The 24,145-nt window shown below is 60.6% G+C and carries 19 protein-coding genes; 7 read left to right on the top strand and 12 right to left on the bottom strand.

Features of this window, described 5'->3' with window-relative positions:
* Positions 1-45: 45 nt before the first annotated feature.
* The 9 genes from nspC to metH form a co-directional block, all read right to left on the bottom strand.
* On the bottom strand, positions 46-1,206 hold the full coding sequence (nspC, locus tag IPF49_02785) for a carboxynorspermidine decarboxylase (protein MBK6286574.1): 1,161 nt from the start codon (positions 1,204-1,206) through the stop codon (positions 46-48).
* Between the two features lie 34 nt (positions 1,207-1,240).
* The gene (locus IPF49_02780; GenBank protein ID MBK6286573.1) at positions 1,241-2,434 is read right to left on the bottom strand and encodes a saccharopine dehydrogenase family protein; all 1,194 of its coding nucleotides are present in this window, start codon (positions 2,432-2,434) and stop codon (positions 1,241-1,243) included.
* Positions 2,435-2,447: 13 nt separating this feature from the next.
* A complete protein-coding gene (speA, locus tag IPF49_02775) occupies positions 2,448-4,364 on the bottom strand; it encodes a biosynthetic arginine decarboxylase (GenBank protein MBK6286572.1) in 1,917 nt (638 codons plus the stop codon).
* Positions 4,365-4,484: 120 nt separating this feature from the next.
* Positions 4,485-5,654 carry a cation:proton antiporter gene (locus IPF49_02770; protein MBK6286571.1) on the bottom strand — a complete coding sequence of 390 codons (1,170 nt, stop codon included), beginning with the start codon at positions 5,652-5,654 and terminating at the stop codon, positions 4,485-4,487.
* A gap of 65 nt (positions 5,655-5,719) precedes the next feature.
* Entirely contained in the window at positions 5,720-5,992 is a 273-nt protein-coding gene (locus IPF49_02765) for a hypothetical protein (protein MBK6286570.1), read from the bottom strand.
* Between the two features lie 55 nt (positions 5,993-6,047).
* The gene (locus IPF49_02760; protein ID MBK6286569.1) at positions 6,048-6,542 is read right to left on the bottom strand and encodes a DUF934 domain-containing protein; all 495 of its coding nucleotides are present in this window, start codon (positions 6,540-6,542) and stop codon (positions 6,048-6,050) included.
* Positions 6,520-8,190: a nitrite/sulfite reductase gene (locus tag IPF49_02755; GenBank protein MBK6286568.1), complete on the bottom strand. Its 1,671-nt coding sequence runs from the start codon at positions 8,188-8,190 to the stop codon at positions 6,520-6,522. Before IPF49_02755 ends, IPF49_02760 begins: the two co-directional genes overlap by 23 nt.
* A gap of 392 nt (positions 8,191-8,582) precedes the next feature.
* The gene (locus IPF49_02750) at positions 8,583-8,828 is read right to left on the bottom strand and encodes a DUF2970 domain-containing protein (GenBank protein MBK6286567.1); all 246 of its coding nucleotides are present in this window, start codon (positions 8,826-8,828) and stop codon (positions 8,583-8,585) included.
* Positions 8,825-12,550, bottom strand: coding sequence for a methionine synthase (metH, locus tag IPF49_02745; GenBank protein MBK6286566.1), 3,726 nt, complete (start codon positions 12,548-12,550; stop codon positions 8,825-8,827). The genes IPF49_02750 and metH overlap by 4 nt, the downstream gene beginning before the upstream one ends.
* Positions 12,551-12,731: 181 nt before the next feature.
* Between metH and nfuA the strand changes: the two genes are divergently transcribed.
* The 6 genes from nfuA (at position 12,732) to IPF49_02715 (ending at position 20,028) form a co-directional block, all read left to right on the top strand.
* On the top strand, positions 12,732-13,313 hold the full coding sequence (nfuA, locus tag IPF49_02740) for a Fe-S biogenesis protein NfuA (GenBank protein ID MBK6286565.1): 582 nt from the start codon (positions 12,732-12,734) through the stop codon (positions 13,311-13,313).
* A 180-nt stretch (positions 13,314-13,493) separates the two neighbouring features.
* Positions 13,494-14,072: a NapC/NirT family cytochrome c gene (locus IPF49_02735; GenBank protein MBK6286564.1), complete on the top strand. Its 579-nt coding sequence runs from the start codon at positions 13,494-13,496 to the stop codon at positions 14,070-14,072.
* Between the two features lie 86 nt (positions 14,073-14,158).
* On the top strand, positions 14,159-15,076 hold the full coding sequence (locus IPF49_02730; GenBank protein MBK6286563.1) for a hypothetical protein: 918 nt from the start codon (positions 14,159-14,161) through the stop codon (positions 15,074-15,076).
* Between the two features lie 86 nt (positions 15,077-15,162).
* Complete coding sequence (locus IPF49_02725) at positions 15,163-16,092, top strand: DmsE family decaheme c-type cytochrome (GenBank protein ID MBK6286562.1); 930 nt, start codon at positions 15,163-15,165, stop codon at positions 16,090-16,092.
* A 32-nt stretch (positions 16,093-16,124) separates the two neighbouring features.
* Complete coding sequence (locus tag IPF49_02720) at positions 16,125-18,278, top strand: MtrB/PioB family decaheme-associated outer membrane protein (GenBank protein ID MBK6286561.1); 2,154 nt, start codon at positions 16,125-16,127, stop codon at positions 18,276-18,278.
* A gap of 64 nt (positions 18,279-18,342) precedes the next feature.
* Positions 18,343-20,028, top strand: coding sequence for a formate--tetrahydrofolate ligase (locus IPF49_02715; GenBank protein MBK6286560.1), 1,686 nt, complete (start codon positions 18,343-18,345; stop codon positions 20,026-20,028).
* 6 nt (positions 20,029-20,034) lie between these two features.
* Here IPF49_02715 and IPF49_02710 read toward each other — a convergent pair whose 3' ends face one another.
* The 3 genes from IPF49_02710 to IPF49_02700 form a co-directional block, all read right to left on the bottom strand.
* On the bottom strand, positions 20,035-21,123 hold the full coding sequence (locus IPF49_02710; GenBank protein ID MBK6286559.1) for a 3-deoxy-7-phosphoheptulonate synthase: 1,089 nt from the start codon (positions 21,121-21,123) through the stop codon (positions 20,035-20,037).
* A 97-nt stretch (positions 21,124-21,220) separates the two neighbouring features.
* Entirely contained in the window at positions 21,221-22,588 is a 1,368-nt protein-coding gene (locus IPF49_02705) for a wax ester/triacylglycerol synthase family O-acyltransferase (GenBank protein MBK6286558.1), read from the bottom strand.
* Between the two features lie 134 nt (positions 22,589-22,722).
* Positions 22,723-23,274, bottom strand: a complete 552-nt coding sequence (locus tag IPF49_02700) for a low molecular weight phosphotyrosine protein phosphatase (protein ID MBK6286557.1) — start codon at positions 23,272-23,274, stop codon at positions 22,723-22,725.
* Positions 23,275-23,359: 85 nt separating this feature from the next.
* On the opposite strand from IPF49_02700, the gene IPF49_02695 reads away from it, so the two are divergent.
* Positions 23,360-24,136 carry an SDR family oxidoreductase gene (locus IPF49_02695; protein ID MBK6286556.1) on the top strand — a complete coding sequence of 259 codons (777 nt, stop codon included), beginning with the start codon at positions 23,360-23,362 and terminating at the stop codon, positions 24,134-24,136.
* Positions 24,137-24,145 lie beyond the last annotated feature (9 nt).

The following is a 24,145-nucleotide window of genomic DNA, read 5'->3' as shown; positions in this document are numbered from 1 at the left end:
GGGACGACAAGCGGGGGCGAGTGATCGCCCCTGTTTTCGTTTTGCTCAGGACAGACGGTTGCGGAAATCCTCGTAACCGAAGCGCCGCACGATCTTCAGCGCATCGGTGCGTGAATTCCAGATCGCGATCGAAGGCAGGTTGATGCCGTTGAAGGTCGAAGTCTTGACCATGGTGTAGTAAGCCATGTCCTCGAAGACCAGGCGCGTACCGACAGTGAGCGGCTCGGGGAAGGAGTAATCACCGATGACATCACCTGCGAGGCAGGTCTGGCCACCAAGCCGGTAGGCGTGTGCGTGCTCTCCCGTTTCACCCGCACCGCTCACCGCCGGACGATAGGGCATCTCGATCACGTCCGGCATATGGCAGGTCGCGGAGGTGTCAAGAATTGCCTGCGGCATCCGGTTGTGAGTGATATCGAGAACTTCGCTGACCAGGACACCACAGTGATAGGCAATTGCCTCGCCCGGCTCGAGATAGACCTCAACGCCGTGGCGCTCGCGGAAATCGATCAGCAGGCGGATCAACCCGTCGACCTGGTAGCCGGGGCGGGTGATGTGATGCCCCCCGCCAAAATTTATCCACTTCATACGTGGAATGAATTCGCCGAAGCGCTTCTCGAAGGCCTTGACGGTGCGCGCCAGCGGCGGCAGATCCTGCTCGCACAGGGTGTGAAAATGCAGCCCGCTCACACCATCGAGGGCCACCTCCCGGAACTCTGCGCGAGTGATGCCCAGCCGGGAGCCGGGTGCGCAGGGATCGTAGAGCGGGACCGCGCCTTCGGAATGCTCCGGGTTGACGCGTAAACCGATGGCGAGCCCGGGGCGTGCAGCACGCGCCGCGTCAATCAGCGTGCGGAATTGCTCGAGCTGATTTATCGAGTTGAAAACCACGTGATCGGAAATTTCCAGTACCGCGCGCAAATCCTGTTCCGTGTACGCAGCGCAGAAGGTATGCACTTCGCCGGCAAATTCCTCGTGTCCCAGGCGTGCTTCGTGCAGGCCGCTGGCGCAGGTGCCAGCCAGATAACGATCAATCAGCGGAGCCATGCTGAACATCGAGAAGGCTTTCAGCGCCAGCAGGATCCGCGCTCCGCTTTGCTGCTGAACACGCTGAAGGATGCGGAGGTTTTCTTCCAGCGCCACTTCGTCCACCACGAAGCAGGGCGAGGGCAGTCGCTGCAGATCGAGCCTGGCAAAGCGTTGCATGGCGATTGACATCGTTCAGGGCCTTTGCCGGGGTTCAGTCCAGACCCTGATCGAGCTGTATCAGCTGCCACGGCAGGCCGTGCATCGCCAATGCCTCCATGTACGGGTCCGGGTCGAGCTGTTCCATGTTGAACACGCCCTTGCCCTGCCACTTGCCGGTCAGCATCATCTTGGCGCCGATCATGGCCGGTACTCCGGTCGTGTAGGAGATCGCCTGGGACTGCACTTCGCGGTAACAGGCCTCGTGATCGCAGATGTTGTAGAGGAACATCGTCTTGGGTTTGCCGTTCCTGGTGCCGCGCGCCAGGCAGCCAATGCAGGTGCGTCCCTTGGTCAGCGGTCCGAGACTCGAGGGATCCGGCAGCAGTGCCTTGAGGAACTGCAACGGCACGATCTCCTGGCCCTGAAACATCACCGGGTCGATGCGCGTCATGCCGACATTGCCCAGCACCTGCAGATGATTCAGGTAGTTGTCGGAAAAGGTCATCCAGAAGCGAGCACGCCGCACCCCGGGAAAATGCTTGACCAGGGACTCGAGTTCCTCGTGGTACATCAGGTAAATTTTCTTCGGACCGATGCCTTCGGGGAAATCGAACAGCCGGCTCACCGATAGCGGGTCAGTACTCTGCCAATCGCCTTCATCCCAGTATTTTCCGCGTGCCGTGACTTCCCGGATATTGATTTCGGGATTGAAATTGGTCGCAAACGGCTGGCCATGATCGCCGGCATTGCAATCGATGATATCGAGTTCATCGATCTCATCGAACTCGTGCTTGTGCAGCCAGGCCGTGAACACATTGGTCACGCCCGGATCGAAGCCGCTGCCGAGCAACGCCATGAGGCCACGATCACGGAAGCGCTCGTGGTAGGCCCACTGCCACTTGTATTCGAACTTGGCCTCATCCGGCGGCTCATAGTTTGCGGTATCGAGATAATCCACGCCCGCCTCGAGACAGGCATCCATGATCGGCAGATCCTGGTACGGAAGCGCGACATTGATCACCAGGTCGGGCTTGACCCGCGCGAGCAGTGCGCCCATCTGTGCAACATCGTTGGCATCGACCTGGGCAGTCTGTATCGGACGTTTTATCTGGGCTGCGATCTGCCGGCATTTTTTCTCGGTACGGCTCGCAAGAACGATCTCCGAAAACACCTCCGGAACCTGCGCGCACTTGTGCGCCACGACCTGCCCGACGCCACCGGCTCCCACGATCAGTACTCTGGCCATGGCTCGTCTCCTCTCAATGTTCGTAATAGGTGTAGCCGCGCAAACTCGCGCTGAACAACTCGAGCAGGTTCTGGCGCTCGGAAGGCGCAATGCGCCCGCTGCGTACGGCGCGTTCGGCGGTGCGGCGGAATTGCTCGAGCAGTTGCTGCGGCTGGTATTCGACGTAGCTCAACACATCGGCGATGCTGTCTCCGCTCATTTCGCGGACAAAATCGAAACTTCCGTCCTCGTCGATGCGTACGCTGACCACATTGGTGTCACCCATGAGGTTGTGCAGATCTCCGAGCGTCTCCTGATATGCACCGACCAGGAACACGCCGAAATAGTACTGCTCGTTGTCCTCGAGCGGGTGTACGGGCAGTGTCTTGCGCAGGCCACGCGGGTCGATGAAGCGATCGATCTTGCCGTCCGAATCGCAGGTGATGTCTGCAATGATGGCCTGGCGCGTGGGTTGTTCCCGGTGGCGATGAAGCGGCATGATCGGAAACACCTGCTCGATCGCCCACACATCGGGCAAGGACTGGAATACCGAGAAATTTCCGTAGTAGATGTCCGAGAGGGAGTCCGCGAGACCGTCGAGACCGGGAGGCAGGCGCTTGGCGCCCTCGGTTTCGCGCACGATCGCGCGCACGGTTTCGAGGAACAGTTTTTCCGACAGTGCCAGGGAGCGCAGCCGGATCTGTCCGCGCTTGAACAGATCGCGTATCTCGTCGCGATAGTAAACCGCGTCGTTGAAGCACTCCTGAAGACTCTTGGCATTGACCGCGTTCAGCGCTTCGGCCATGTTGCGTATCAACTCGTGTTCGCCCGGGTCGATTGTCTCCGGCAGATTTCCCGACTCGAAGCGTGTCACGTCGAGAATGTTGAAAACCAGGATGGAGGAATAGGCAACCGTGGCGCGTCCGGACTCGGTGACGATGGCCGGATGCGTGATGCCTTCCGGGTCCAGCGTGCTCATGATCGACTCGACGATGTCGCAGCAATATTCGTCGAGCGAGTAGTTCTTGCTGTATTCGTAGTTGCTCTGCGAGCCGTCATAGTCGACGGCAAGGCCACCGCCGAGATCGAGAAAGCCGAGCGCCGCGCCTTCCTTGACCAGATCGACATAGAAGCGGCAGGCTTCGAGCACGCCACTGCGGATGTCACGGATGTTGGGAATCTGCGAGCCGAGGTGGTAGTGCAGCAACTGCAGGCAATCGAGCATGCCGTGCTCGCGCAGCATGTCGACTGTTTCCACGATCTGCGAGGTCGTAAGCCCGAATATGCTGCGATCGCCGCTGCTTTCGTTCCAGTAGCCGCTCACCTTTGAAACGAGTTTCACCCGCAAACCCAGTATGGGCTTCACGCCGAGGCGCTTGCTGCATTCGAGGATGATCGGCAACTCGGCGGGTGTCTCGATCACGAAGGTGCAGCGGAAGCCGAGCTTCAGTGCCTGCAGGCCCAGCGTGATGAACTCCTCGTCCTTGTAGCCATTGCAGATGATGTGACTCGAGTCCGGGTCGAGGCTTGCCAGCGCGATCAGCAGTTCCGCCTTGCTGCCGGCCTCGAGGCCGTGACCGTAACTAGCACCGAAGCGGGCAATCTCCTCGATTACCTGGCACTGCTGGTTTACCTTAATCGGGAACACGCCGCGAAAAACGCCTTTGTATCCCGCCTGGGCAATCGCGCGTGCAAAGGCCTCGTTCAGCAAGGTGATCTGCGAGTCGAGCAGGTTTTCCACCCGCAGCAAAACCGGCATTTGCAGCCCGCGCTGTTGCATGCCGACGATGATGTCGGGAATGCTGACGCTGGCCCGCGTGCCATTTACGGTCACATTGATCGTTACGGCGCCGTCTTCCGCGAGATCGAAATACCCCGCGCCCCAATTCTTGATGCCATAGAGTTCGGCAGAATCTGCCGGGGTCCAGTTCGGTTTGCCGTTACTTTTCAATTTTGGTCTGTCCCTCCAGGGTTGCCGGGATATCGAGTGGGCGCGGATAGTGCGGTCGCTCAACCGAAATATCAAGCCCGGAGATCATGAAAATTTGATGAAATGCGTGCAGTGCATTGCTCAGTCACGACGCAGGCGATCGGATATCGCAATCGGGTTGGGGCAGTTCAGCACTACTATATAAGACGAGATGATGAAGGTGATAATTGCCGTCGCCTGGATCAGATGCGAGGCTTCCTTGCCGATCAGCGCAAAGCCGGCTGCCAGGTAGGCAATCAGCAGCGAGAACTCGCTGTTCTGTCCGAGGCGCAGACCAACATCCCAGGCGAGCGCGGGAGTTTCGCTCAGGCGCCCGAGCAGGAAGCGGAACACCAGCGGTTTGACGACCAGGACAAGCAGCGACAGCAGCGCCGCCGCCGCGTAGATCGATCGGAGCACGCCGAGATCGAAACTCGCGCCGAGGGAAAAGAAAAACAGCACCAGGAAGAAGTCGCGCAACGGTTTGAGACTCACCGCGATGTACTGGCTGATGGGGCTGGAGGCGATCGACACACCGGCAACAAAAGCGCCTATTTCAGGTGACAGCTTGAGTGCTCCGGCCAACTCGGCCAGTCCCAGGCACCAGCCGATCGCCAACAGGAAGATGTACTCGTGGAAGCGGTCGAAACGCTGGATCAGGCGCACCAGAACCAGCTTGACCAGTGCCACGGAAACGGCGATCAGGAGCGGCAGTGCCAGCAGGGCGCCCAGTGCGGCACTGACCTCGAATTCACCCTTGCGACTGCCCATCAGCATGACCAGCACGAGGATCGCGATCATGTCCTGAAGCAGCAGCACGCCAACCATCAGTTCGCCGGTATGGCGGTGATGCAGCACCGTGGTCGGCAAGAGCTTTATGCCGATGATGGTGCTGGAGAACATCATGGCCAGGCCGATTATCAGGGCCTCGAGGGTGCTGAAGCCGAAGACATGGGCCACGCCGGCTCCGAGCAGCGCAAACACCAGCGAACTGAGCAGCGCAACGAGCGTCGATTTGCGCACCGTGGTGAGCAACGCCTGCGGCTGCATATCCAGCCCGAGCAGGAAAAGCAGGAAGATGATTCCTATATGCGCGATATCCTGCAGCAGGCTGAGATCGGTGACCAGTGCCATGCCATAGGGGCCGATCAATGCGCCAAGCACGATATAGGCGATGAGCAAGGGTTGGCGCGTGTAGAGCGCAGCGGACGCAAGCACGGCCGCCCCGCTGAAGATCAGGAAAAAGGAGAAAGTGACCGGTGACTGGTCCATCAGCGGAGGGCCCTCGATTCAGATCGTATCAGCGCTACGCGACGCCGATCCCCGGGGCAGTGGTTTCATTCCAGCCCGAAGCCCGGCGCAGTCTCCCCGCTTACGCGATCGGCGCGCTCCGCTTCGGCCAGAGCCCGTTCGAGCACCGAGTGCTCGTGCGGGGCGAGGCCCGAATGCAGGTAATGCCTGACCGCATCCCGCACCCGCTCGAGCTGGCCAATGCGGACATGGGAATTGAGCAAGGCTTTGGCAATGAAGTGCGGATCCTGCTGCTGTTCGCGCATGCGCGCCGCCTCCTGCAGCGCCGTGCTCATTTCGGATGCGGTCGGTCTGGACATTTTCGGCAGGGTCCTGAGTGGACGAATGAGCGAGAGTATACCAGCTTGCCGGGAATCAGCCCCGTTGCAGCAGCGGCGTGCCTGGATCCATGGTACAGAACTGGTAGGCATGGCGAAAATCCGCGAGGCTGGCAAGAGCCTGCTCCGGATCCCGGTCGGCGCGCAACTGAAAACTGTCGAAGCCACAACGGCGCATCAGGAACAACTGGTCGCGCAGCACGTCTCCGATGGCGCGCAGTTCGCCGCCAAAGCCGTACTGCTCACGCAGGATTCGTGCACTCGAATACCCTCGGCCATCGCTGAAAACCGGGAAATTTATCGCTACCATGGACAAGTGCGGCAAGATATCCGCAATGGCCTCGGGATGTTGGTCGGAATCGAGCCACACTGCCAGGGGCCCGTCGCGGACGAGCAGTTCAGCCTGCCGCTCGAGCCATACAGCCAACGGGAATACAAGCTTGCCCGGTGCAAGCTCTGCTCCTGCCTGCTCGGGCATGACCAGCACCCAGTCATCGACAATGATGCGGTTATCCCTGATCAGCCTTGCCATAGGCGGCCTCCCTGAATGGCTCGATACCGATACGCCGGTAGGTTGCGAGAAAACTTTCAGTGGCGTGCCGATGCGCGACATATACCCCGAGGATAGCGGCGATGACATCCGCAATGGCATCCTGCGCAAACGATGGGCCGAGTATGGTGCCGAGCGAGGCATCGGTGCCCGAATTGCCGCCGAGCGACACCTGGTAGAACTCCGCTCCTTTCTTGTCGACGCCGAGAATGCCGATCTGTCCGATGTGATGATGACCGCAAGCGTTCATGCATCCGGAAATATTCAGGTCGATGTCCCCGAGGTCATGCAGATAGTCGAGGTCATCAAAACGCCGCTGTATCGCTTCCGCGACAGGAATCGATTTGGCATTTGCCAGTGAGCAGAAGTCACCGCCCGGGCAGCAGATGATGTCGGTCAGGAGACCGATGTTGGGCGTGGCAAGGCCAGCCTTGCGAATGATTTCCCACAACTCGGGCAGCTTTGACTTGGGTACGTCGGCAAGTACCAGGTTTTGTTCGTGGGTTACCCGCAATTCGCCGAAGGAGTAGCGATCGGCAAGGTCCGCGATGAGATCCATCTGGCGATCCGTTGCGTCTCCCGGGGCAATACCAGCCGGCTTGAGGGATAGCGTGACGATGGCATAACCGGGCACCCGGTGAGCGGTAGTATTGCGCTGCATCCACCGATCGAACGCGCGGTTTGCCTCTCGTTCCCTGCGCAGTTCCTGCTCCGCCTGCTGGTCGTCCAGAGCCGCGTAGGCGGGCGCGGCAAAACACGCCCTGGCGCGTTCCAGCTGCGCGGGTGTCAGCGGTGGCATGCGGGTTCGGATCGATTCCCATTGCTGTTCGACCCGGGCACGAAACTCTTCCACGCCCAGCGCCTTGACAAGAATCTTGATCCTTGCCTTGAAGAGGTTGTCACGCCGACCGTACTGGTTGTAGATCCTCACGATGGCTTCGAGATAGGACAGCAAGTCGGCGACCGGCAGAAACTCGCGTATTGTTGATCCGATTATCGGTGTGCGCCCGAGGCCACCGCCCACCAGTACTTCAAAGCCGATTGCCCCGTTGTGGTCCTTTACCAGAATCAGACCGATATCATGGATGCGCACCGCAGCCCGATCAGCCAGTGAACCGTTCACCGCAATCTTGAACTTGCGGGGCAAAAACGCAAACTCGGGATGGAATGTGGACCATTGCCGGATCAACTCACAATAGGGGCGGGCATCCTCGATCTCATCGCGCGCCACTCCGGAAAACTGATCGGCGGTCGTATTGCGGATGCAGTTGCCGCTGGTCTGGATCGAGTGCATCTGCACGCTGGCAAGTTCGGCGAGTATCTCCGGTACCTCTTCGAGACGCGGCCAGTTGAACTGGACGTTCTGGCGGGTACTGAAATGCGCATATCCCTTGTCGTATTTCCGGGCGATATGGGCGATCTTGCGCAGTTGCCGGCTTTCGAGCATGCCGTAAGGTATCGCCACGCGCAGCATCGGCGCGAGACGCTGTATATACAGCCCGTTCTGCAGGCGCAGCGGGCGGAACTCGTTTTCCGCGAGTTCGCCGTCGAGGTAACGCTCTGTCTGGCCGCGAAACTGCGCGACGCGGTCATCGAGCATTGATTGGTCGAGTGAATCGTAACGATACATGATCTTACAGGTATGCAGGGAATCGGGTGTTGGCGGCCCGCTGGAGAGGCAGGCGCCGGCTCATGCGGTCCTTGATCGACTGTGGGCGCACATTAGCAGAACGATCGGGTGCATAGAACTAATGTTTTTCACTAACCAAGGAATATTTGGTCATAATGCGCGCGGTGCGCGGTCGAGCGCTTCTGTACGTGTTTGCGGTGCTGCTAGAATTCCCCCGACCTGTCTGATCAACACCCGAAATGGAGCAGTCTGCCGATGTCCAGTCAAACTAAAAGTGCACCGGTTTCCGATCCGGAGCGCGCGGCAGACGGCCGCGCCGATGCTCTGGGCGCCGTCCTGCTGGTGGTGATCGCCGTGGCGGCTGCGGTGTTCTGGATTTCCGGTCACTGAAATCAATGTGCACCGGCGGTTCGCAATACCAGTGATACGACCAGGGCTACCGTAGCCACGAACGCTGCCGCAAACAGTATTCCTGCGATGATGAAATGGCGGGAGTTGCCATGACTGAAATCGCGCTCCTTGTTTTTGCTGCTCTGGACACCGAAGGCGGCCGCTGCCACGCTGCGTATCAGCGTGCCGAACGTGACTGGTGGCGGCTGTTGCCTGGGTGAGGATGGGTCTTCGCTGCGCTCGTTCATGCGCGGTTTTCCTCCGGGGTTTCGAAGGTGTTCTGCGCATGGCTCTCATAGCCGAGATTTGGCCGGAGCCAGCGCTCCGCAACACGACAATCCACTTCCTTGCGGGCAGCGAGTGATTCCACCTGGTCCCGGCCGATTTTTCCGACCGGGAAATAACGTGCCTTGGGGTGCGAGAAATACCAGCCGCTGACCGAGGCGGCCGGGTACATCGCGAAATTTTCGGTCAGCGTGATGCCGATCGAGCGCTCGGCATCGAGCAACCGGAACAAGGTCGCCTTTTCCGAGTGGTCAGGGCAGGCGGGGTAGCCGGGTGCCGGGCGTATCCCGCGGTAGCGCTCGCGGATGAGGTCTTCCGCGCCGAGCAACTCATCGGGTGCATAGCCCCACAGTTCCGTCCTGACGCGCCGGTGCAGGTGCTCGGCGAGGGCCTCTGCGAGGCGGTCGGCAAGCGCCTTGGTCATGATGCTGCCGTAGTCGTCGTGCCGATGTTCGAACTCGGCTGCGAGCTCGTCTGCACCGAAGCCGACACTGACGGCGAAGGCGCCGATATAATCGGCCGGTCCATCTGCCGGCGCCACGAAGTCGGCAAGACAGTAATTGGGCCGATCATCGGGCTGAGCTTTCTGCTGACGGAGAAAATGCAACAATGCGATTTCCTGTTCGCGTGTCTCGTCGGCAAACACCGCAACGTCATCGCTGCCGCGACGAGCGGCCGGCCAGAATCCGAGCACCGCGCGCGCGACCAGCAGTTTTTCGCTCACGATGCGCCGCAGCAACGCAGAGGCATCCTTGAACAGGGCGCGCGCAGCCTCACCGATTTTCGCATCATCGAGGATCGCCGGGTACTTGCCGGCGAGATCCCATGCGATGAAGAAGGGCGTCCAGTCGATGATTTCGATCAGTTCGGCGAGCGGGTAGTCCGGGAATACCCGCAAACCGGTAAAAGCCGGTCGCTGCGGCGTGTAGGCACTCCAGTCGAGGTGTGCCGCGTTGGCCACCGCCGCGGGGTAATCGAGCAGAGCGGGGCGCTCGGGACGTTTGGCGTTGCGTTCGCGGATCGTGGCGTATTCTGTTCTGTGTTCGGCGACGAGCCCATCGCGCAGGTTGTCGCTCAGCAATTTCGTCGCAACAGTCACGCCTCTTGATGCATCCGCCACATAGATGGTCGGGCCGGACCGATACGCCGGCTCGATCTTTACCGCGGTATGAGCCTTGGATGTCGTGGCACCGCCGATCATCAGCGGTATGTCATAGCCGCGGCGCTGCATCTCGCTCGCCACGTAGATCATCTCGTCGAGTGAGGGAGTGATCAGGCCGCTGAGGCCGATGATATTGACCTGCTGCTCGCTGGCGGTGGCAAGTATTCTTTCGCAGGAGACCATCACCCCGAGATCGATGACCTCGAAATTATTGCATTGCAGCACCACCCCGACGATATTCTTGCCGATGTCGTGGACATCTCCTTTTACTGTGGCCATCAATACCTTGCCGTTGGATTGGCGGGTGCCATCGGCGCGATCCATGTATGGAAGCAGCCAAGCGACAGCCTGCTTCATGACGCGCGCGCTCTTGACCACCTGGGGCAGGAACATCCGGCCACTGCCGAACAGATCGCCGACGACGTTCATGCCGGCCATCAGCGGACCTTCGATCACGTCGAGTGGCCGTTCCGCGCGCAGCCGCGCTTCCTCCGTATCTGCTTCGATAAACGCGTTGATGCCTTTGATCAACGCATGCTCGAGGCGCTTCTCGACCGGCCAGCCGCGCCACTCGAGTTCCTCCACCGCGACCGCCTCGCTTTTGCCGGCGTATCGTATCGCGATTTCCAGCAAGCGCTCGGTGGCATCCGTGCGGCTATTGAGCACCACGTCTTCCACCCGTTCGCGCAATTCGGCCGGGATTTCGTCGAGGATGGCAAGCTGGCCCGCATTGACGATCCCCATGTCCAGCCCTGCGCGAATCGCGTGATACAGGAACACGGCGTGGATGGCTTCCCGGACGCGATCATTGCCGCGAAACGAAAACGAGACATTGCTGATACCGCCCGATACCAGCGTCCCCGGCAATTCGCGCTTGATAAAGCGACAGCATTCGATGAACTCGATCGCATAACCCGCATGCTCCTCGATGCCGGTGGCGATCGCAAACACATTGGGATCGAAAATGATGTCATGGGGTGCGAAGCCGAGTTGTCCGACAAGGATGTCGTAACAGCGTTTGCAGATTTCCTTGCGACGCTCGAGATTGTCCGCCTGACCCTGCTCGTCGAAGGCCATGACCACTACCGCGGCGCCGTAGCGCAGCGCGAGGCGCGCGTGGGCAACGAATTCCGCCTCGCCTTCCTTGAGGCTGATCGAATTCACCACGGATTTGCCTTGCACCACGCGCAATCCGGCCTCTATGACGTCCCATTTCGAGGAGTCGATCATCACCGGTACGCGCGAAATATCGGGTTCGGCGGCAACCAGTTTCAGAAAGCGCTCCATCACCGCCCGCGAGTCGAGCATGCCCTCGTCCATGTTCACATCGATGATCTGGGCGCCGGCCTCGACCTGCTGACGTGCGATATCGAGCGCGGCATCGTAGTCCTGCTCGCGGATCAGCCGGGCAAAGCGTGCGGAGCCCGTGACGTTGGTGCGCTCGCCCACGTTGACAAACAGCGAGTCGCTGTCGATCACCATCGGCTCGAGTCCTGCCAGGCGCATTGCCGGCGCGATCTGCGGCAGCTGTCGTGGCGCCACGCCGCTCACGCGGGCGGCGATCGAACGTATGTGCTCCGGTGTGGTGCCACAACATCCGCCCACGATGTTGAGCAGGCCGCTGTCGGCAAATTCACCGATTATCGAGGCCATGGTCCGGGCATCCTGGGTGTACTCGCCGAACTCGTCCGGCAGCCCGGCGTTGGGGTGCGCACTGACCGCAATGTCGGCTACCTTGCCGAGCGCCGCGACATATGGGCGCAGTTGCTCGGCACCGAGGGCGCAGTTGAGGCCGATTGCGACCGGTCTGGCATGTGCCACCGAGTACCAGAAGGCCTCGGCGGTCTGGCCCGACAGGGTTCGGCCGCTGGCGTCGGTAATGGTGCCCGAAATGAGTATCGGCCACTCGCGCCCCCGGTTCTCGAAGCTTTGCTGGCAGGCGAAAATCGCTGCCTTGGCATTCAGCGTGTCGAATACCGTTTCGATCATGAGCAGATCGACCCCGCCATCGAGCAGGGCATCCACTGCAGCGAGGTAATCATCGGCGAGCGCCTCGAAGCTGGTGTTGCGAAAGCCCGGATCATTGACATCCGGCGATAGCGAGGCGGTACGACTGGTTGGCCCAAGCACGCCTGCGACAAAGCGTGGCTTGTCGGGGCTGCGTGCGGTGAATTCGGCAGCCACTTCGCGCGCGATCCTCGCGCCGGTTTCGTTGAGTTCCCGCACCAGATGCTGCAACTGATAGTCGCTCTGCGAGGCGGCCGTCGAGTTGAAGGTATTGGTCTCGATAATATCGGCTCCGGCTTCCAGGTAAGCCTCATGGATCGAGCGGATCACGTCCGGGCGGGTCAGCGAGAGCAGGTCGTTGTTGCCGCGCAACGGCACCGGGTGGTCGGCAAAGCGGGTGCCGTGAAAATCGGCGTCCCCCAGCTTGCACCGTTGAATCATCGTGCCCATTGCCCCATCGAGCACCAGGATGCGTTGTTTCAGGCAGTGTTGCAGCAGGTCGTGGGTCAGGGTCATGGTAATTGGCACAAAAGCGGGAGATTGAAGGACCGTTGAACGGGGCGTGGAGCAGGCGGAATACTAGCAAACCAGGGTGACGGCGCGGCTGAGATTGACTAATCCGCAACATGAATATCGCCAATACCTGAGTAAAATAGTAGTATATTCAACTGTTCCAGTTCTGCAGGGTATACGTTGCATGATCACCATTACCGAATCGGCGCAGGAATACCTGCTCGGCCTGTTGTCGAAGCAGGATGCCGAGGTCAAGGGAATTCGCGTTTTCATCAATGATCCGGGTACTCCGAGGGCGGAAACCTGCATCGCCTACTGCCGCGAAGCGGACTTGAAGGACGATGACGAGCAACGCCAGTACGCGGGCTTTGTGGCCTGGTTCGAAGGCCGTAGCCTGCCGTTTCTCGAAGATGCTCTGGTCGATTATTCAAAAGACAAGATGGGCGGACAACTCACCATAAAGGCGCCCAATGCCAAGCTGCCGCAGGTAAATGCCAACAGCTCGCTGTCGGACCGGATCAATTACATCTTGTATAACGAAGTCAATCCCCAGCTTGCAGCGCACGGTGGCGAAGTGCGCCTGGTGGAACTCGACGACGACGGCGTGGCGGTGTTGCAGTTCGGGGGTGGGTGCCAGGGTTGTGGCCAGGTCGACGCAACCCTGAAATACGGTGTCGAGCGCTCGCTGCTCGAGCAGATTCCGGACCTCAAGGGAATCCGCGACGTGACCGACCATTCCGTACGAACCAACGCCTATTACACCTGACAGAGCGCAAGCTATCCAGTCTGTCTGCCCGCTGAGCTGTCGGGGCGATTGTTGCCGCCCGTCCCTTGAGGTTTTTTGATCTGACGCAGCAGTGCTGCACGATCCGACGCTATCATGTGCCTGCGAGTTCGGTTGCGCGCCTTGCGTGGAACAGTCATGGACAACAGGGGGGAGAGTGTTATGCCGACAGAATCCGCGGGTCCGGCAAGGGCTCCCCGGCGCCTGATTGCAGTGGTGCTGGCGCTGGGTGTAGTGATTGGCATCGTGGGGGTGGCGGTTTTCAACTTCAGCCTGGCCGCGACCAGCACCGACGAGTTCTGCCTGGGCTGTCACAACCACGCCATCCCCTATGCCCGGCACCAGCTGACTGTGCATTACAAGAACGAGTTTGGTGTGGTGCCGGGGTGTTCCGATTGTCATGTGCAACACGACTTCTTGCCCAAGATGCAGCGCAAAATGGAGGCGGCACGGGAGGTTTGGGGACATTTCCGCGGGGTGATAGACACGGACGAAAAGTACCTGGCACACCAGCCCGAAATGAAGGAGCGCGAGCTTGCACGTTTTCGCTCCAGCGATTCCGCGACCTGCCGCTCCTGCCACAACGTCGAGCGCATGGATCTCGAGGCGCAGAGTCCCAAGGCGCGGCGCGATCACGCCAAGCTGGGCCAAGGCAAGACCTGTGTCGATTGCCATGAAGACGCGGGACATGCAGTGGCCAGCGAGGAAGCTTCGAAGAGCGGTGATTCCTTCGACTTCTGAGGCCACCATGATCCGGATCAAGGTTGAACGAACCCGAGGCGGTTAGCGTAAAGACAGTGCAATAAGCCCTGAAAGGAGAGAGTTGCATGTTGCGGGTGTCCGATTCTCCGGTTGATCGTTTCTTGTCGGTGAAGACCAGGGTTGCTTGCGTGGGGTTGCTGTGTTGCATGCTCCCCGGTGGCGCATTTGCGCTCGATTGGAGCAAGGCAACAGCCAGGGACATCGCCCTGTTCCTGCCTGGCCAGACCTCATGGGAGCAGACGCTCACCGCTGCCTCGCACAAGGGTGCAGCGAAGATCCGTTCCGGCCAAAGCTGTAATGAATGCCATGCCGAGGAAGAGGCGGACATGGGCACGTCACAGGCAGCCGCGGTTTCCTACCCGGGACGTGCTTCGGTGGTGGTGCAGGTCAAGGCCGCAGTGGAAGGAGATGTTCTGCATTGGCAGATTTCCGGGCCGGCCGTCGATGGCAAAGTCCCCGGGGTGGCCATCATGCTCGGAAACGATGCGCTCAAATCGACCGCGCAAGCGGGTTGCTGGGCTGCCTGCCATGACGACGCCCCGGGGATGAAGAGCGATTCCGGTCAGAAGCTGGGCAAATATCTGTCCCGTTCACGCAGCAAGAACACGGCGACCGGAGGCGGCGACAGCGTGCGCCCTCAAGCGGAACTCGATGCCGCGCTGGCAGCCGGGGAATTCCTCGACCTGATCGAAATCGAGGCATCGGGTGCAGCGGAACGGGGCTACGTGCTGGACAAGTTTCACGAGAAGGAAGTTGGCGGAGCGGGCAGCATTCGCCTCGAAGGAGCCCGCTGGATTGCGGAAATTCAACGTCCGTTGGCTGCGGCGGGGGTCGGCGAACTCTCCCTCACCACCGGTGCCGTCTACCATTTCGGCATTGCCATCCATGATCCGGGTGTGAAAAAGCACCAGCACCTGGTGAGTCTGGAGCATTCGCTGGCCATTGGTGCGGGCAGCGCCGATGTGGTTGCAGCGGCGCAATGATCGATTCGGGGTATTCACGATGGACGCATCGTGAATCAGCTAAAAAAAGACCACGGCAAACGGTCCGGAACAGGGGAGCAAATGGTATGCGTAGTCTGATTATCAGGGCCTTGGGGGCTACGGCAATCGGTGCGGTGTTGTTCACTGTGGCGGTTGTATCGAAGGCCGAGGATCGCAGTGCGTTGCCGGCGTCCACCACCTACAGCGAAGGTGGCATCAAAGCCTGTACCGAATGTCACGATGACGAGCATGCCAGCGCCATCATGAGCGGCCCTCACGGGATGGCAGGCGACAGTCGAACCCCTGCCGCGAACAAGGGCTGTGAATCCTGTCACGGACCCGGCGGCGAGCATGCCAAGAAAGAAAAGCAGTTCCGGGTGGCGCAAACGTTTGCGAGCAAGGATCCCGCCGACGCGGCGGCGCATGCCGAAATGTGCCTGGGTTGCCATGGCAAGGTTGGACAGCGGCATTTTCTCACCAGCGAACACAGCCGCGCGGATGTTGCCTGCAATGATTGTCACAAGGTGCACGAACGCGAAGACAAGATCCTCGACCGCCAGACGCAGGTGGACGCTTGCGTGGGTTGTCACACTGATCAGAAAGCCAACCTGAACAAGTTTTCGCGCCACCCGATGCGCGAAGGCAAGGTGGTGTGCACCGATTGCCACAATCCCCACGGTGCCAAGGGTGATCACATGCTGGTCGAGGCTACCGTCAACGAGACCTGCTACAACTGCCATGCCGAGAAACGCGGTCCGTTCCTGTTCGAGCACGAGCCGGTGCAGGACAATTGTGGCGATTGTCATAACCCGCATGGATCGGTGAACGATTCCCTGCTGGTATCAAGGCCGCCGTTCCTGTGCCAGCAGTGCCATATCGACACCCGGCATCCGGGTACCGTCTACGCCAATGCGGCCGTCGCCGGCAATAACCGGGTCGTGGGCAGAGCCTGCACCAACTGTCATACCAATGTGCACGGGACCAACCATCCGGCGGGTCTGACGTTCCGACGCTGAAAATTTCGCGAGAAAATGGGGGAGGAAGCGGTATGAACAGCAAACACAAGGCGCTCTGGCTGGCGATCCTGGGGGCAAGTCTTGGCGCAGTCGGGGTCCAGGCTCAGGAAGAGTTTGCGTTCGAGGACACGAGCGCGCCCAAGGCGAAGCCGGTTTACGAAAATCATATCGAACTTGGCGGTGGTTATACCGACGACGGCAACGGGAAATTCGGCGAGTACACGTCGGGTATCAGCGACGCGTACCAGGATGACGGCGGCTTTCCGGTCGGCAGTTTGCACCTCGGCGGCAGCGACCCGGACGCGGCGAGTTCCTGGGACATCAAGGCGGGTATCGGTTTCGGGCGATTGCTGGAAGCCAGCTATGGCGTGCAGGGGAATTACGGCTTGTCGCTTTATGCCGATCAGGTCGAGAAAACGGAGTATGGCGAGGCGCGCACGGTTTATCCCGGGGGAACGCCGATCGCAAGGCTTCCCGCAGGTTATGTGCCGGGCGCGAGCAGCGCCGCCCCGGCTTTCTATACGGGAGAGGATATCGGCTCCAAGCGCAGCACCTTCGGGCTGGAAGGCCTGAAGACGCTGGGAGAACAATGGACCGTCAGTTTCGACCTGCAACGTCAGGACAAGACCGGCGACGATGTCATGGGCGGCAACCAGGGATTCAGCGGTACCGGCCTGGTGCCCGAGAACATCAATTACAGCACCGATCTGATGAGCGCGCGCGCGGATTATGCGAGCCGTTGTCTGCAGACCGGGCTGGAGGTCTATCTGTCGCAGTTCGACAACGACAACAACGCGCTTCCCTACGAGAATGCCAATTACGCGCCTATCGGCGTGGAGCAACTGGCGCTGGAACCCGACAACCAGTTTCTGCGCGTTGGGATCGACGGCGGCTGGAACTTCGATATGCGCACCCGTCTCAGCTGGTTTGCCGACTGGAGCCGCGGCGAGCAGGACGACCATTTCCTGCCGGTGGTCAATGACACCAATTTCTATCCGACGGTCAACCCGGTGTTTCCTTATTCTTCGCTGGATGGCGAGGTCGAGCGCACCAGCCTGAAGCTGGCGCTGGTAGGGCGGCCGACGGCGCGCCTCGACTACCGCCTGCAGTACGACTACAAGGACAAGGATACCCGGCACGATCCGATACAGACGCAGCTGGTCAGTTATTCGGGGTCGGCGTCAGACGGCTATTCGAACCGTATCTATGACTCCGAGCGCCAGACTTTCGCAATCGAAGGCGGGTACCGGTTCGCCAGTCGGGTGCGCTTGCGTGGTGGCATCGAGCTGGAAACCACGGATCGTGACACCGATGAACTGGACCCGCTCGGTGCGGCGCTTTCGTTCACCGATTCCACCGACGAGGATCGCTATTGGGTGGAGCTGAAACTGCCGAACCTGGCCGCCTTGTCGGTGAAGCTGCGGGCGGAGTACAACGTGGTCGAAGCGGATCTGAGCGACGAGACCGAGGAATTTATCTCTCCGGGTGGCGTCGGGCGTCGCGCCACCCCGTTTTTCCTGCTCGATCGCGACCAGGATGTGTACAAGATCAATGCCGATTATGCCCTTAGCGACAGTGTCTCGCTGTACGGTTCCTTCAGCGTGGTGCGCGACGATTTCAACAACGACACCTATGGCCTCGACACTCGCGATGCCGAGGTCACCACGGTGGGTCTGAGTTGGGCTGCGTCGAAAGCGGTATCCCTCTCTGCCTACGGCAGCTACGAGGACTACAAGGTCCGTCAGCTCGGGCGCCAGATGGGTGGCACCGCGGTGCCGTACTCGGAGTGGAAACTGGATAGCGAGGACAACGCCGATGCCTTTGGCCTAACCCTCGACTGGGTGGTGGTCGAGGACCGTTTCGATCTGTCGATGGATTTTGCCTACCTCGAATCCGATTCGAGCTATGAAACCAACGAGACCTATTTTGGTGGTATCACGCTGGTAACCGGGGATACGCCGGATTCGAACGACTCGCTGAGTCGCTTGAATATCGTGGGCAACTACCATTTCAACGACCGGATCGATGTGATTGGTCGCTACATCTATGAAAGCCGCAATGCCGAGGACTGGGCGTGGAGCCCGGATGTTGTCACTGCAGGCACGGCGGCTGCGGTTGCCTTCGCCTACGAGCGGCCCGACTATAATTCACAGGCTGTCATGATGTCGGTTCGTTACAAGTTCTGAGCGGCCGAGGTCGACCACAACGGCGCCCGAGGGCGCCGTTGCTTTTTTCGGGGGAAAACACCGGATGCCGAACAACAACGATTTGCCACCCGATATCGAAATCGCGCGAGCGGCAACGATGCTGCCGATCGCCGAGGTCGCGGCGCGCGCCGGTATCCCCGGAGATGCATTGATTCCCTACGGGCGCACCAAGGCGAAGATCGAGCGATCCTTTCTGGATTCGCTCGCGCCGCGCCCTGACGGCAAGCTGATCCTGGTGACCGCGATTTCGCCGACACCGGCGGGCGAGGGCAAGACCACGGTTGCGGTGGGGCTGGCGGACGGCATGAATCGCATCGGCTGCAACACGCTGCTTGCGCTGCGCGAACCGAGCCTCGGACCCTGCTTCGGCATGAAAGGCGGTGCCGCCGGTGGCGGCTATGCACAGGTGGTGCCGATGGACGATCTGAACCTGCACTTCACCGGCGATTTCCATGCCATATCGGCTGCGCACAACCTGCTTGCGGCGATGGTGGACAACCATCTGTACTGGTCGAATTCGCTGCGCCTTGATCCGCGCCGGGTCACGTGGCGGCGCACCGTGGACATGAACGACCGCAGCCTGCGCGCCATATGTGTGGGACTTGGCGGCGCCGGCAACGGACTGGTACGCGAGGCTGGCTACGATATCACTCCTGCTTCCGAGGTGATGGCGATTTTCTGCCTTGCCAAGGACATGGCTGACCTGGAGCGCAGGCTGGGCAATATCATCATCGGGTACCGGCGCGACCTCACTCCGGTGCATGCACGCGAGATCAAGGCCGAAGGCGCCATGACGGTGTTGCTGAAAGACGCACTGCTGCCAAACCTGGTGCAGACACTGGAAAACAACCCGGTGCTTGTCCATGGTGGCCCGTTCGGCAACATTGCCCATGGCTGCAATTCGCTGATAGCTACCCGCTCGGCACTGAAGCTTGCGGACTATGTGGTGACCGAGGCGGGTTTCGGCGCCGACCTCGGCGCCGAGAAATTCTTCAACGTTGCCGCCCGCAAGGGAGCGCTCAAGCCTGATGCGGCGGTGCTTGTTGCGACCGCCAGAGCCCTGAAGATGCACGGCGGAGTCGCGCGAGACCGGCTCGGCACGGAAAATCTGGAGGCGCTGCGTGCCGGATGTGCCAACCTGGCGCGCCATGTGCGCAACATCAGCCTGTTCGGCGTGCCGATAGTCATTGCGATCAATCGCTTCGACAACGATACGGACGCCGAGGTGGCGCTGCTGGTCGAACAAGCCGAACGGCTTGGTTGCGAAGCCATCGAATCGCGGCATTTCCGTGATGGAGGCGCAGGTGCCGAGGATCTTGCCCGGGCGGTGGCGAGGCTGGCCGATTCCGGGCGCTCGCAGTTCCGCACGCTGTACGACGACGATATGCCGCTATGGGAGAAGGTCGGCTGCGTGGCGCGCAACATCTACGGGGCGGGGAACGTCGTGGCCGACAAGAAGGTGCTCGACAAGTTTGCGCAGTACGACACCATGGCGCGCGGTTTTCCGGTGTGCATTGCCAAGACTCAATACAGCTTCTCAACCGATCCGGGCTTGCTGGGCGCACCGCTCGATCACACCGTGGCGGTGCGCGACGTGGTGTTGTCGAATGGTGCGGAATTCGCCGTGGTATTGTGCGGTGACATCATGACGATGCCGGGACTGCCGCGACGACCCGCTGCCGAAGATATCCGGCTCAACGGCCGCGGCGAGATCGAGGGTCTGTCCTAGTCGAATCTAGGTAGGTATGCGGCCAACCCGGCGCTCGATGAGAGTCTTGCGCACCTTCTTGCGCAACGCACGGATGGCGGTTTCGGTTGTACTCCAGTCCATGCAGGCGTCGGTCACCGACACGCCGTATTTGAGTGCCGAGAGGTCCGCGGGAATCGGCTGGTTGCCCGCCTCGAGGTTGCTTTCGAGCATGGCTCCCACGATCGAGCGGTTGCCTTCGAGGATCTGATTGCCGACGTTTTCCAGAACCAATGGCTGGAGGGAGGGGTCCTTGTCGGAATTGGCATGACTGCAATCGACCACGATATTGCAGGCGACGCCGGCCTTGCCGAGTTCGCGCTCGCACAACGCGATGTGCATGGAATCGAAATTCGGACCTTGTGAACCGCCTCTCAGCACGATATGGGCATGGCGATTGCCGCGCGTGTGGATCACCGCCACTTCGCCCTGGTGGTTGATGCCGAGAAAACGGTGCGGACCGGAGACGGATTTCAGTGCATTCACCGCCACCGTAAAACCGCCATCGGTCCCATTCTTGAATCCAACTGCGCAGGAAAGCCCGCTTGCCATCTCGCGGTGAGTCTGGGATTCAGTGGTGCGCGCCCCGATCGCCGACCAGGCGATAAGGTCCTGGAGATACTGCGGCGAGATGGGATCGAGCGCCTCGGTTGCCGCTGGCAGGCCCATCGCGGAAATATCGACCAGCAGCCGGCGCGCGATATGCAGGCCTTCCTGGATGCGGAACGAATCGTTCATATGCGGATCGTTGACCAGGCCCTTCCAGCCCGTCGTGGTGCGTGGCTTTTCGAAATATACGCGCATCACCAGGAACAGGCTGTCCTGGACTTCGTCGGCGAGGTGTTTCAGCCGCTGCGCATATTCCAGTGCCGCGCGCGTATCGTGTATGGAGCACGGGCCTACCACCAGGAACAGGCGGTGATCATTGCCGTCGAGAATATCGCGGATTGTGCTGCGTGCGCGTAGCACCGATTCACACACGGCAGCGCTCAACGGGATCTCGCGCTTGAGTTGATCCGGTGTGATCAACGGTTCGAATGCTCCTACATTGATGTTTTCAACGGATCTTTCGCTCATGTACTGCTTCAACCTGCCTGCTGCGTGAATGCCACCCGCGGAGCGGGCGCGCGATTATAGCGGAACCGCGCGGAGGGTTCACGCCGGGCGTACAGGCTCAGGCTTGCAGTGCGCGCTGCAATTCGCGATGGGCGTTTGCGAGATGCGCATCGAGGTGTTCGATCGCGGGCAACTGGTCGGGACAACTGGTGATGCCGAGGCACACGCGGGTGCCGCAACTGACGGCCGTGATATTGAGTGCCTGGGCATCGGTGACTACGGAGAGCGGATAGATTTCCTGCAGTTTCGAGCCCGACAGATAGAGTGGACGATCGGGTCCAGGCACGTTGGACACGATAACGTTGAACGCCGGAGGGATGAGGGTGGCAGCGTGCGCCAGTGTCAGCACCACGGTAGGAAGCAGCACCAGGTTCATATAGTCCTGGCGCGCGGTTTGCGACAGGTTCTTGACATCGCGCTTCGCGCACCGCGTGATGCGGCTGATGTTTCGCAGGCGGGTGAGCGGATCGCGGGTCGTGGTGCCGAGAGGGCAAACGATGGTGCTCAACTGGTTGCCATGACTTTCTCCGCTCGTCTTTACCGATACCGGAACCCCGGCCAGCAAGGTTTTGCTCGGTAACCGATGCTGTTCCAGCAGGTAGCTGCGCAATGCGCCTCCGCAGATCGCCAGAAGAACATCGTTTACGGTTCCGTCCACGATTTTTCCGATCCGGCGCAGCGAGGCGAGCGGGAAGCTCGCCGTTATCACGCGGCGTCGGTTGCTGATCTCGGTGTTCATGATGGCATGCGGGGCGGTAAAGGGCAGTGGTGGCGAAGCAGCGGCCTGCTCGCTGCGCATGCGCAGCAGCATTGCCGCAAGCTCCGGGAGTGCACGTCCCTGGGCCAGAAATGCCTCGGCGGTATGAGACAGGTCGCCGAGCCAGCTATGTGGTTCGATGCGAGACGGAACTACCTGTTGCGCCGTCTTCCGCGTAGTGGCCGGCGCGGTGCGCGGAGAGTCCGCAAGCAGGCTGCGAAGCACGCGCCAGGCGCCCACACCGTCGATCAGCGCATGATGCATCTTGCAGTAAACAGCAAAGCGATCGCCCGCGAGCCCTTCTATGAGGTGCCATTCCCACAGTGGGCGGCTGCGGTCGAGGAGGCGTTCGTGGACGCGCGAGAGTAACACCAGCAAGTCCTCGAGGCGCCCGGGCTGCGGCAATGCGTAATGGTACAGGTGATAGGCCGGATCGTAGTCTGTGGCTTCCAGCCAGCGCGGTTCCGAGGGTTTGGTGAGGTCCAGCTTCTTGCGAAAAACCGGATCGAAGCCTGGAAGTTGCCGGGACAGGCGGGCAGCAAGCTTGCGCAGGTAATTGGCTGGTGCATCCGGTGGCAGTGAAAAGATCAGCAGCCCGCCGACGTGAAACGGCCGCTCCGGACTCTCGAGTCGCAGGAACGCCGCATCCTGGAAATTGAGCTTTTCCATCGCCTGGTCCTCCCGCTCGCACTACTCTTGTGATGGTACTGCGCGCTGCACGGACAGTGCATCGAATGGATCAATGATTGACGCTGTCGTGGCGCAAGAGCGATCCGTGCACGACTCCCCCGCGTGATATGGAGTCATGGTATTGCCGACCGCAGCAGCATGCCCAACAGGCCGTCCACTGCGGTCTCTATCGCGCTCAACGTGGCATCGAAGGCTTCCGCCCCTTCATAGTAGGGGTCAGCTAGCTGGGTGTTTCCCGAGTCGGGTGCGAATTGCATCAGCAGGCGCAATTCGCCGCTGAAATCCGCAGGCGCCCAGCCGCGAAGCGTGAGCAGGTTGGAATTGTCCATTGCCACTATGTGGCGGAAGTTGCGGAAGTCCTCGTCGCTGATCTGGCGCGCGCGCTGGGCCGCAATTGCGTATCCGCGCCGCTCGGCCACGGCGATGGCGCGTGGATCGGGCTCCTTGCCGACATTGAATGCGGCAGTGCCACAGGAATCCACCAGAAATCGCCCGGCATCTGCCGTTTGCGCGAGACGCTGTTCGAGCACTCCCTGCGCGAGCGGCGATCGGCATATATTGCCCAGGCACACAAAAGCACACCGGTTTTGCGCATGGTCACGGGAAGATTTCCTGGTCGAGCCGTCGGCCAGTCTAGCAGCCCGGCGAATGATGCAATTTGTCATCGTTTATTGATCAGGCGATGCCATTGTGATGTGTTGCGTGGCGGATACACTCCTCGGACATCATTCTCCACAAAGGGAGTCCGCCATGGCATTCACGGGTAAAGTTGCGCTGGTCACGGGCGGCGCCAGCGGCATGGGTCGTATATCCGCGCTGCGGCTCGCCGCGGCGGGAGCGAAGGTGGCGATATTTGACCTGAACGAGGCCGCTCTGGCGCAGACCGCGACGCAATCGCCGAATATCCGTGCCTATCGCTGCAATGTGGCGGACTGGGTCGAGGTGCAGGCACGTGTTGCGGAGGTGGAATCGGAACTCGGGCCGATCGACCGGCTCACCCATGCGGCCGGCATCATGCCCAGCTACGCCGCAATCGATACCACGCTGGAACAGGCGCACCGGCTGATCGATATCATTTATTTCGGTACCCTGCATATGGTGCGCGCAGTGGTTCCCGGAATGCTCGAGCGCAATCGCGGCGATGTGATCCTGTTCGGATCGGTCTCGGGCATGGCGCTGGTGCCAAAACTCGCCGGCTACGCCGCGGCGAAGGCGGCGGTCAATGTATTCGGCGAGACGCTGGCCAATGAGCTGGCGGGTACCGCGTTGCGCATCGCGGTCGTGGTGCCGCCCGCGGTCAACACGCCGCTGCTCAAGCAGTCGCTGGACACCGATGCGGCGAAGGCCATGCGTCTGGCGCAGGAGAGCGGCAGGCTGAGCGATCCCGAGAAAATCGTCACCCAGATAGAGCAGGGGCTCGAGCGCGGCAAAAAAACCATTTACCCGGGAGAAGCACGTTTCCTTGCGCTGTGGCATGCCATCGCGCCGGGATTCTGGTGGAAGACCGTGCTCAAGTTCGAGAAATGAGCGTCGCGG

The organism is Gammaproteobacteria bacterium, assembly GCA_016705365.1.
Taxonomy (GTDB): domain Bacteria; phylum Pseudomonadota; class Gammaproteobacteria; order Pseudomonadales; family UBA5518; genus UBA5518.
Note: the sequence above shows the minus strand (reverse complement) of the source record. Positions and strands in the feature narration are given on the sequence as shown.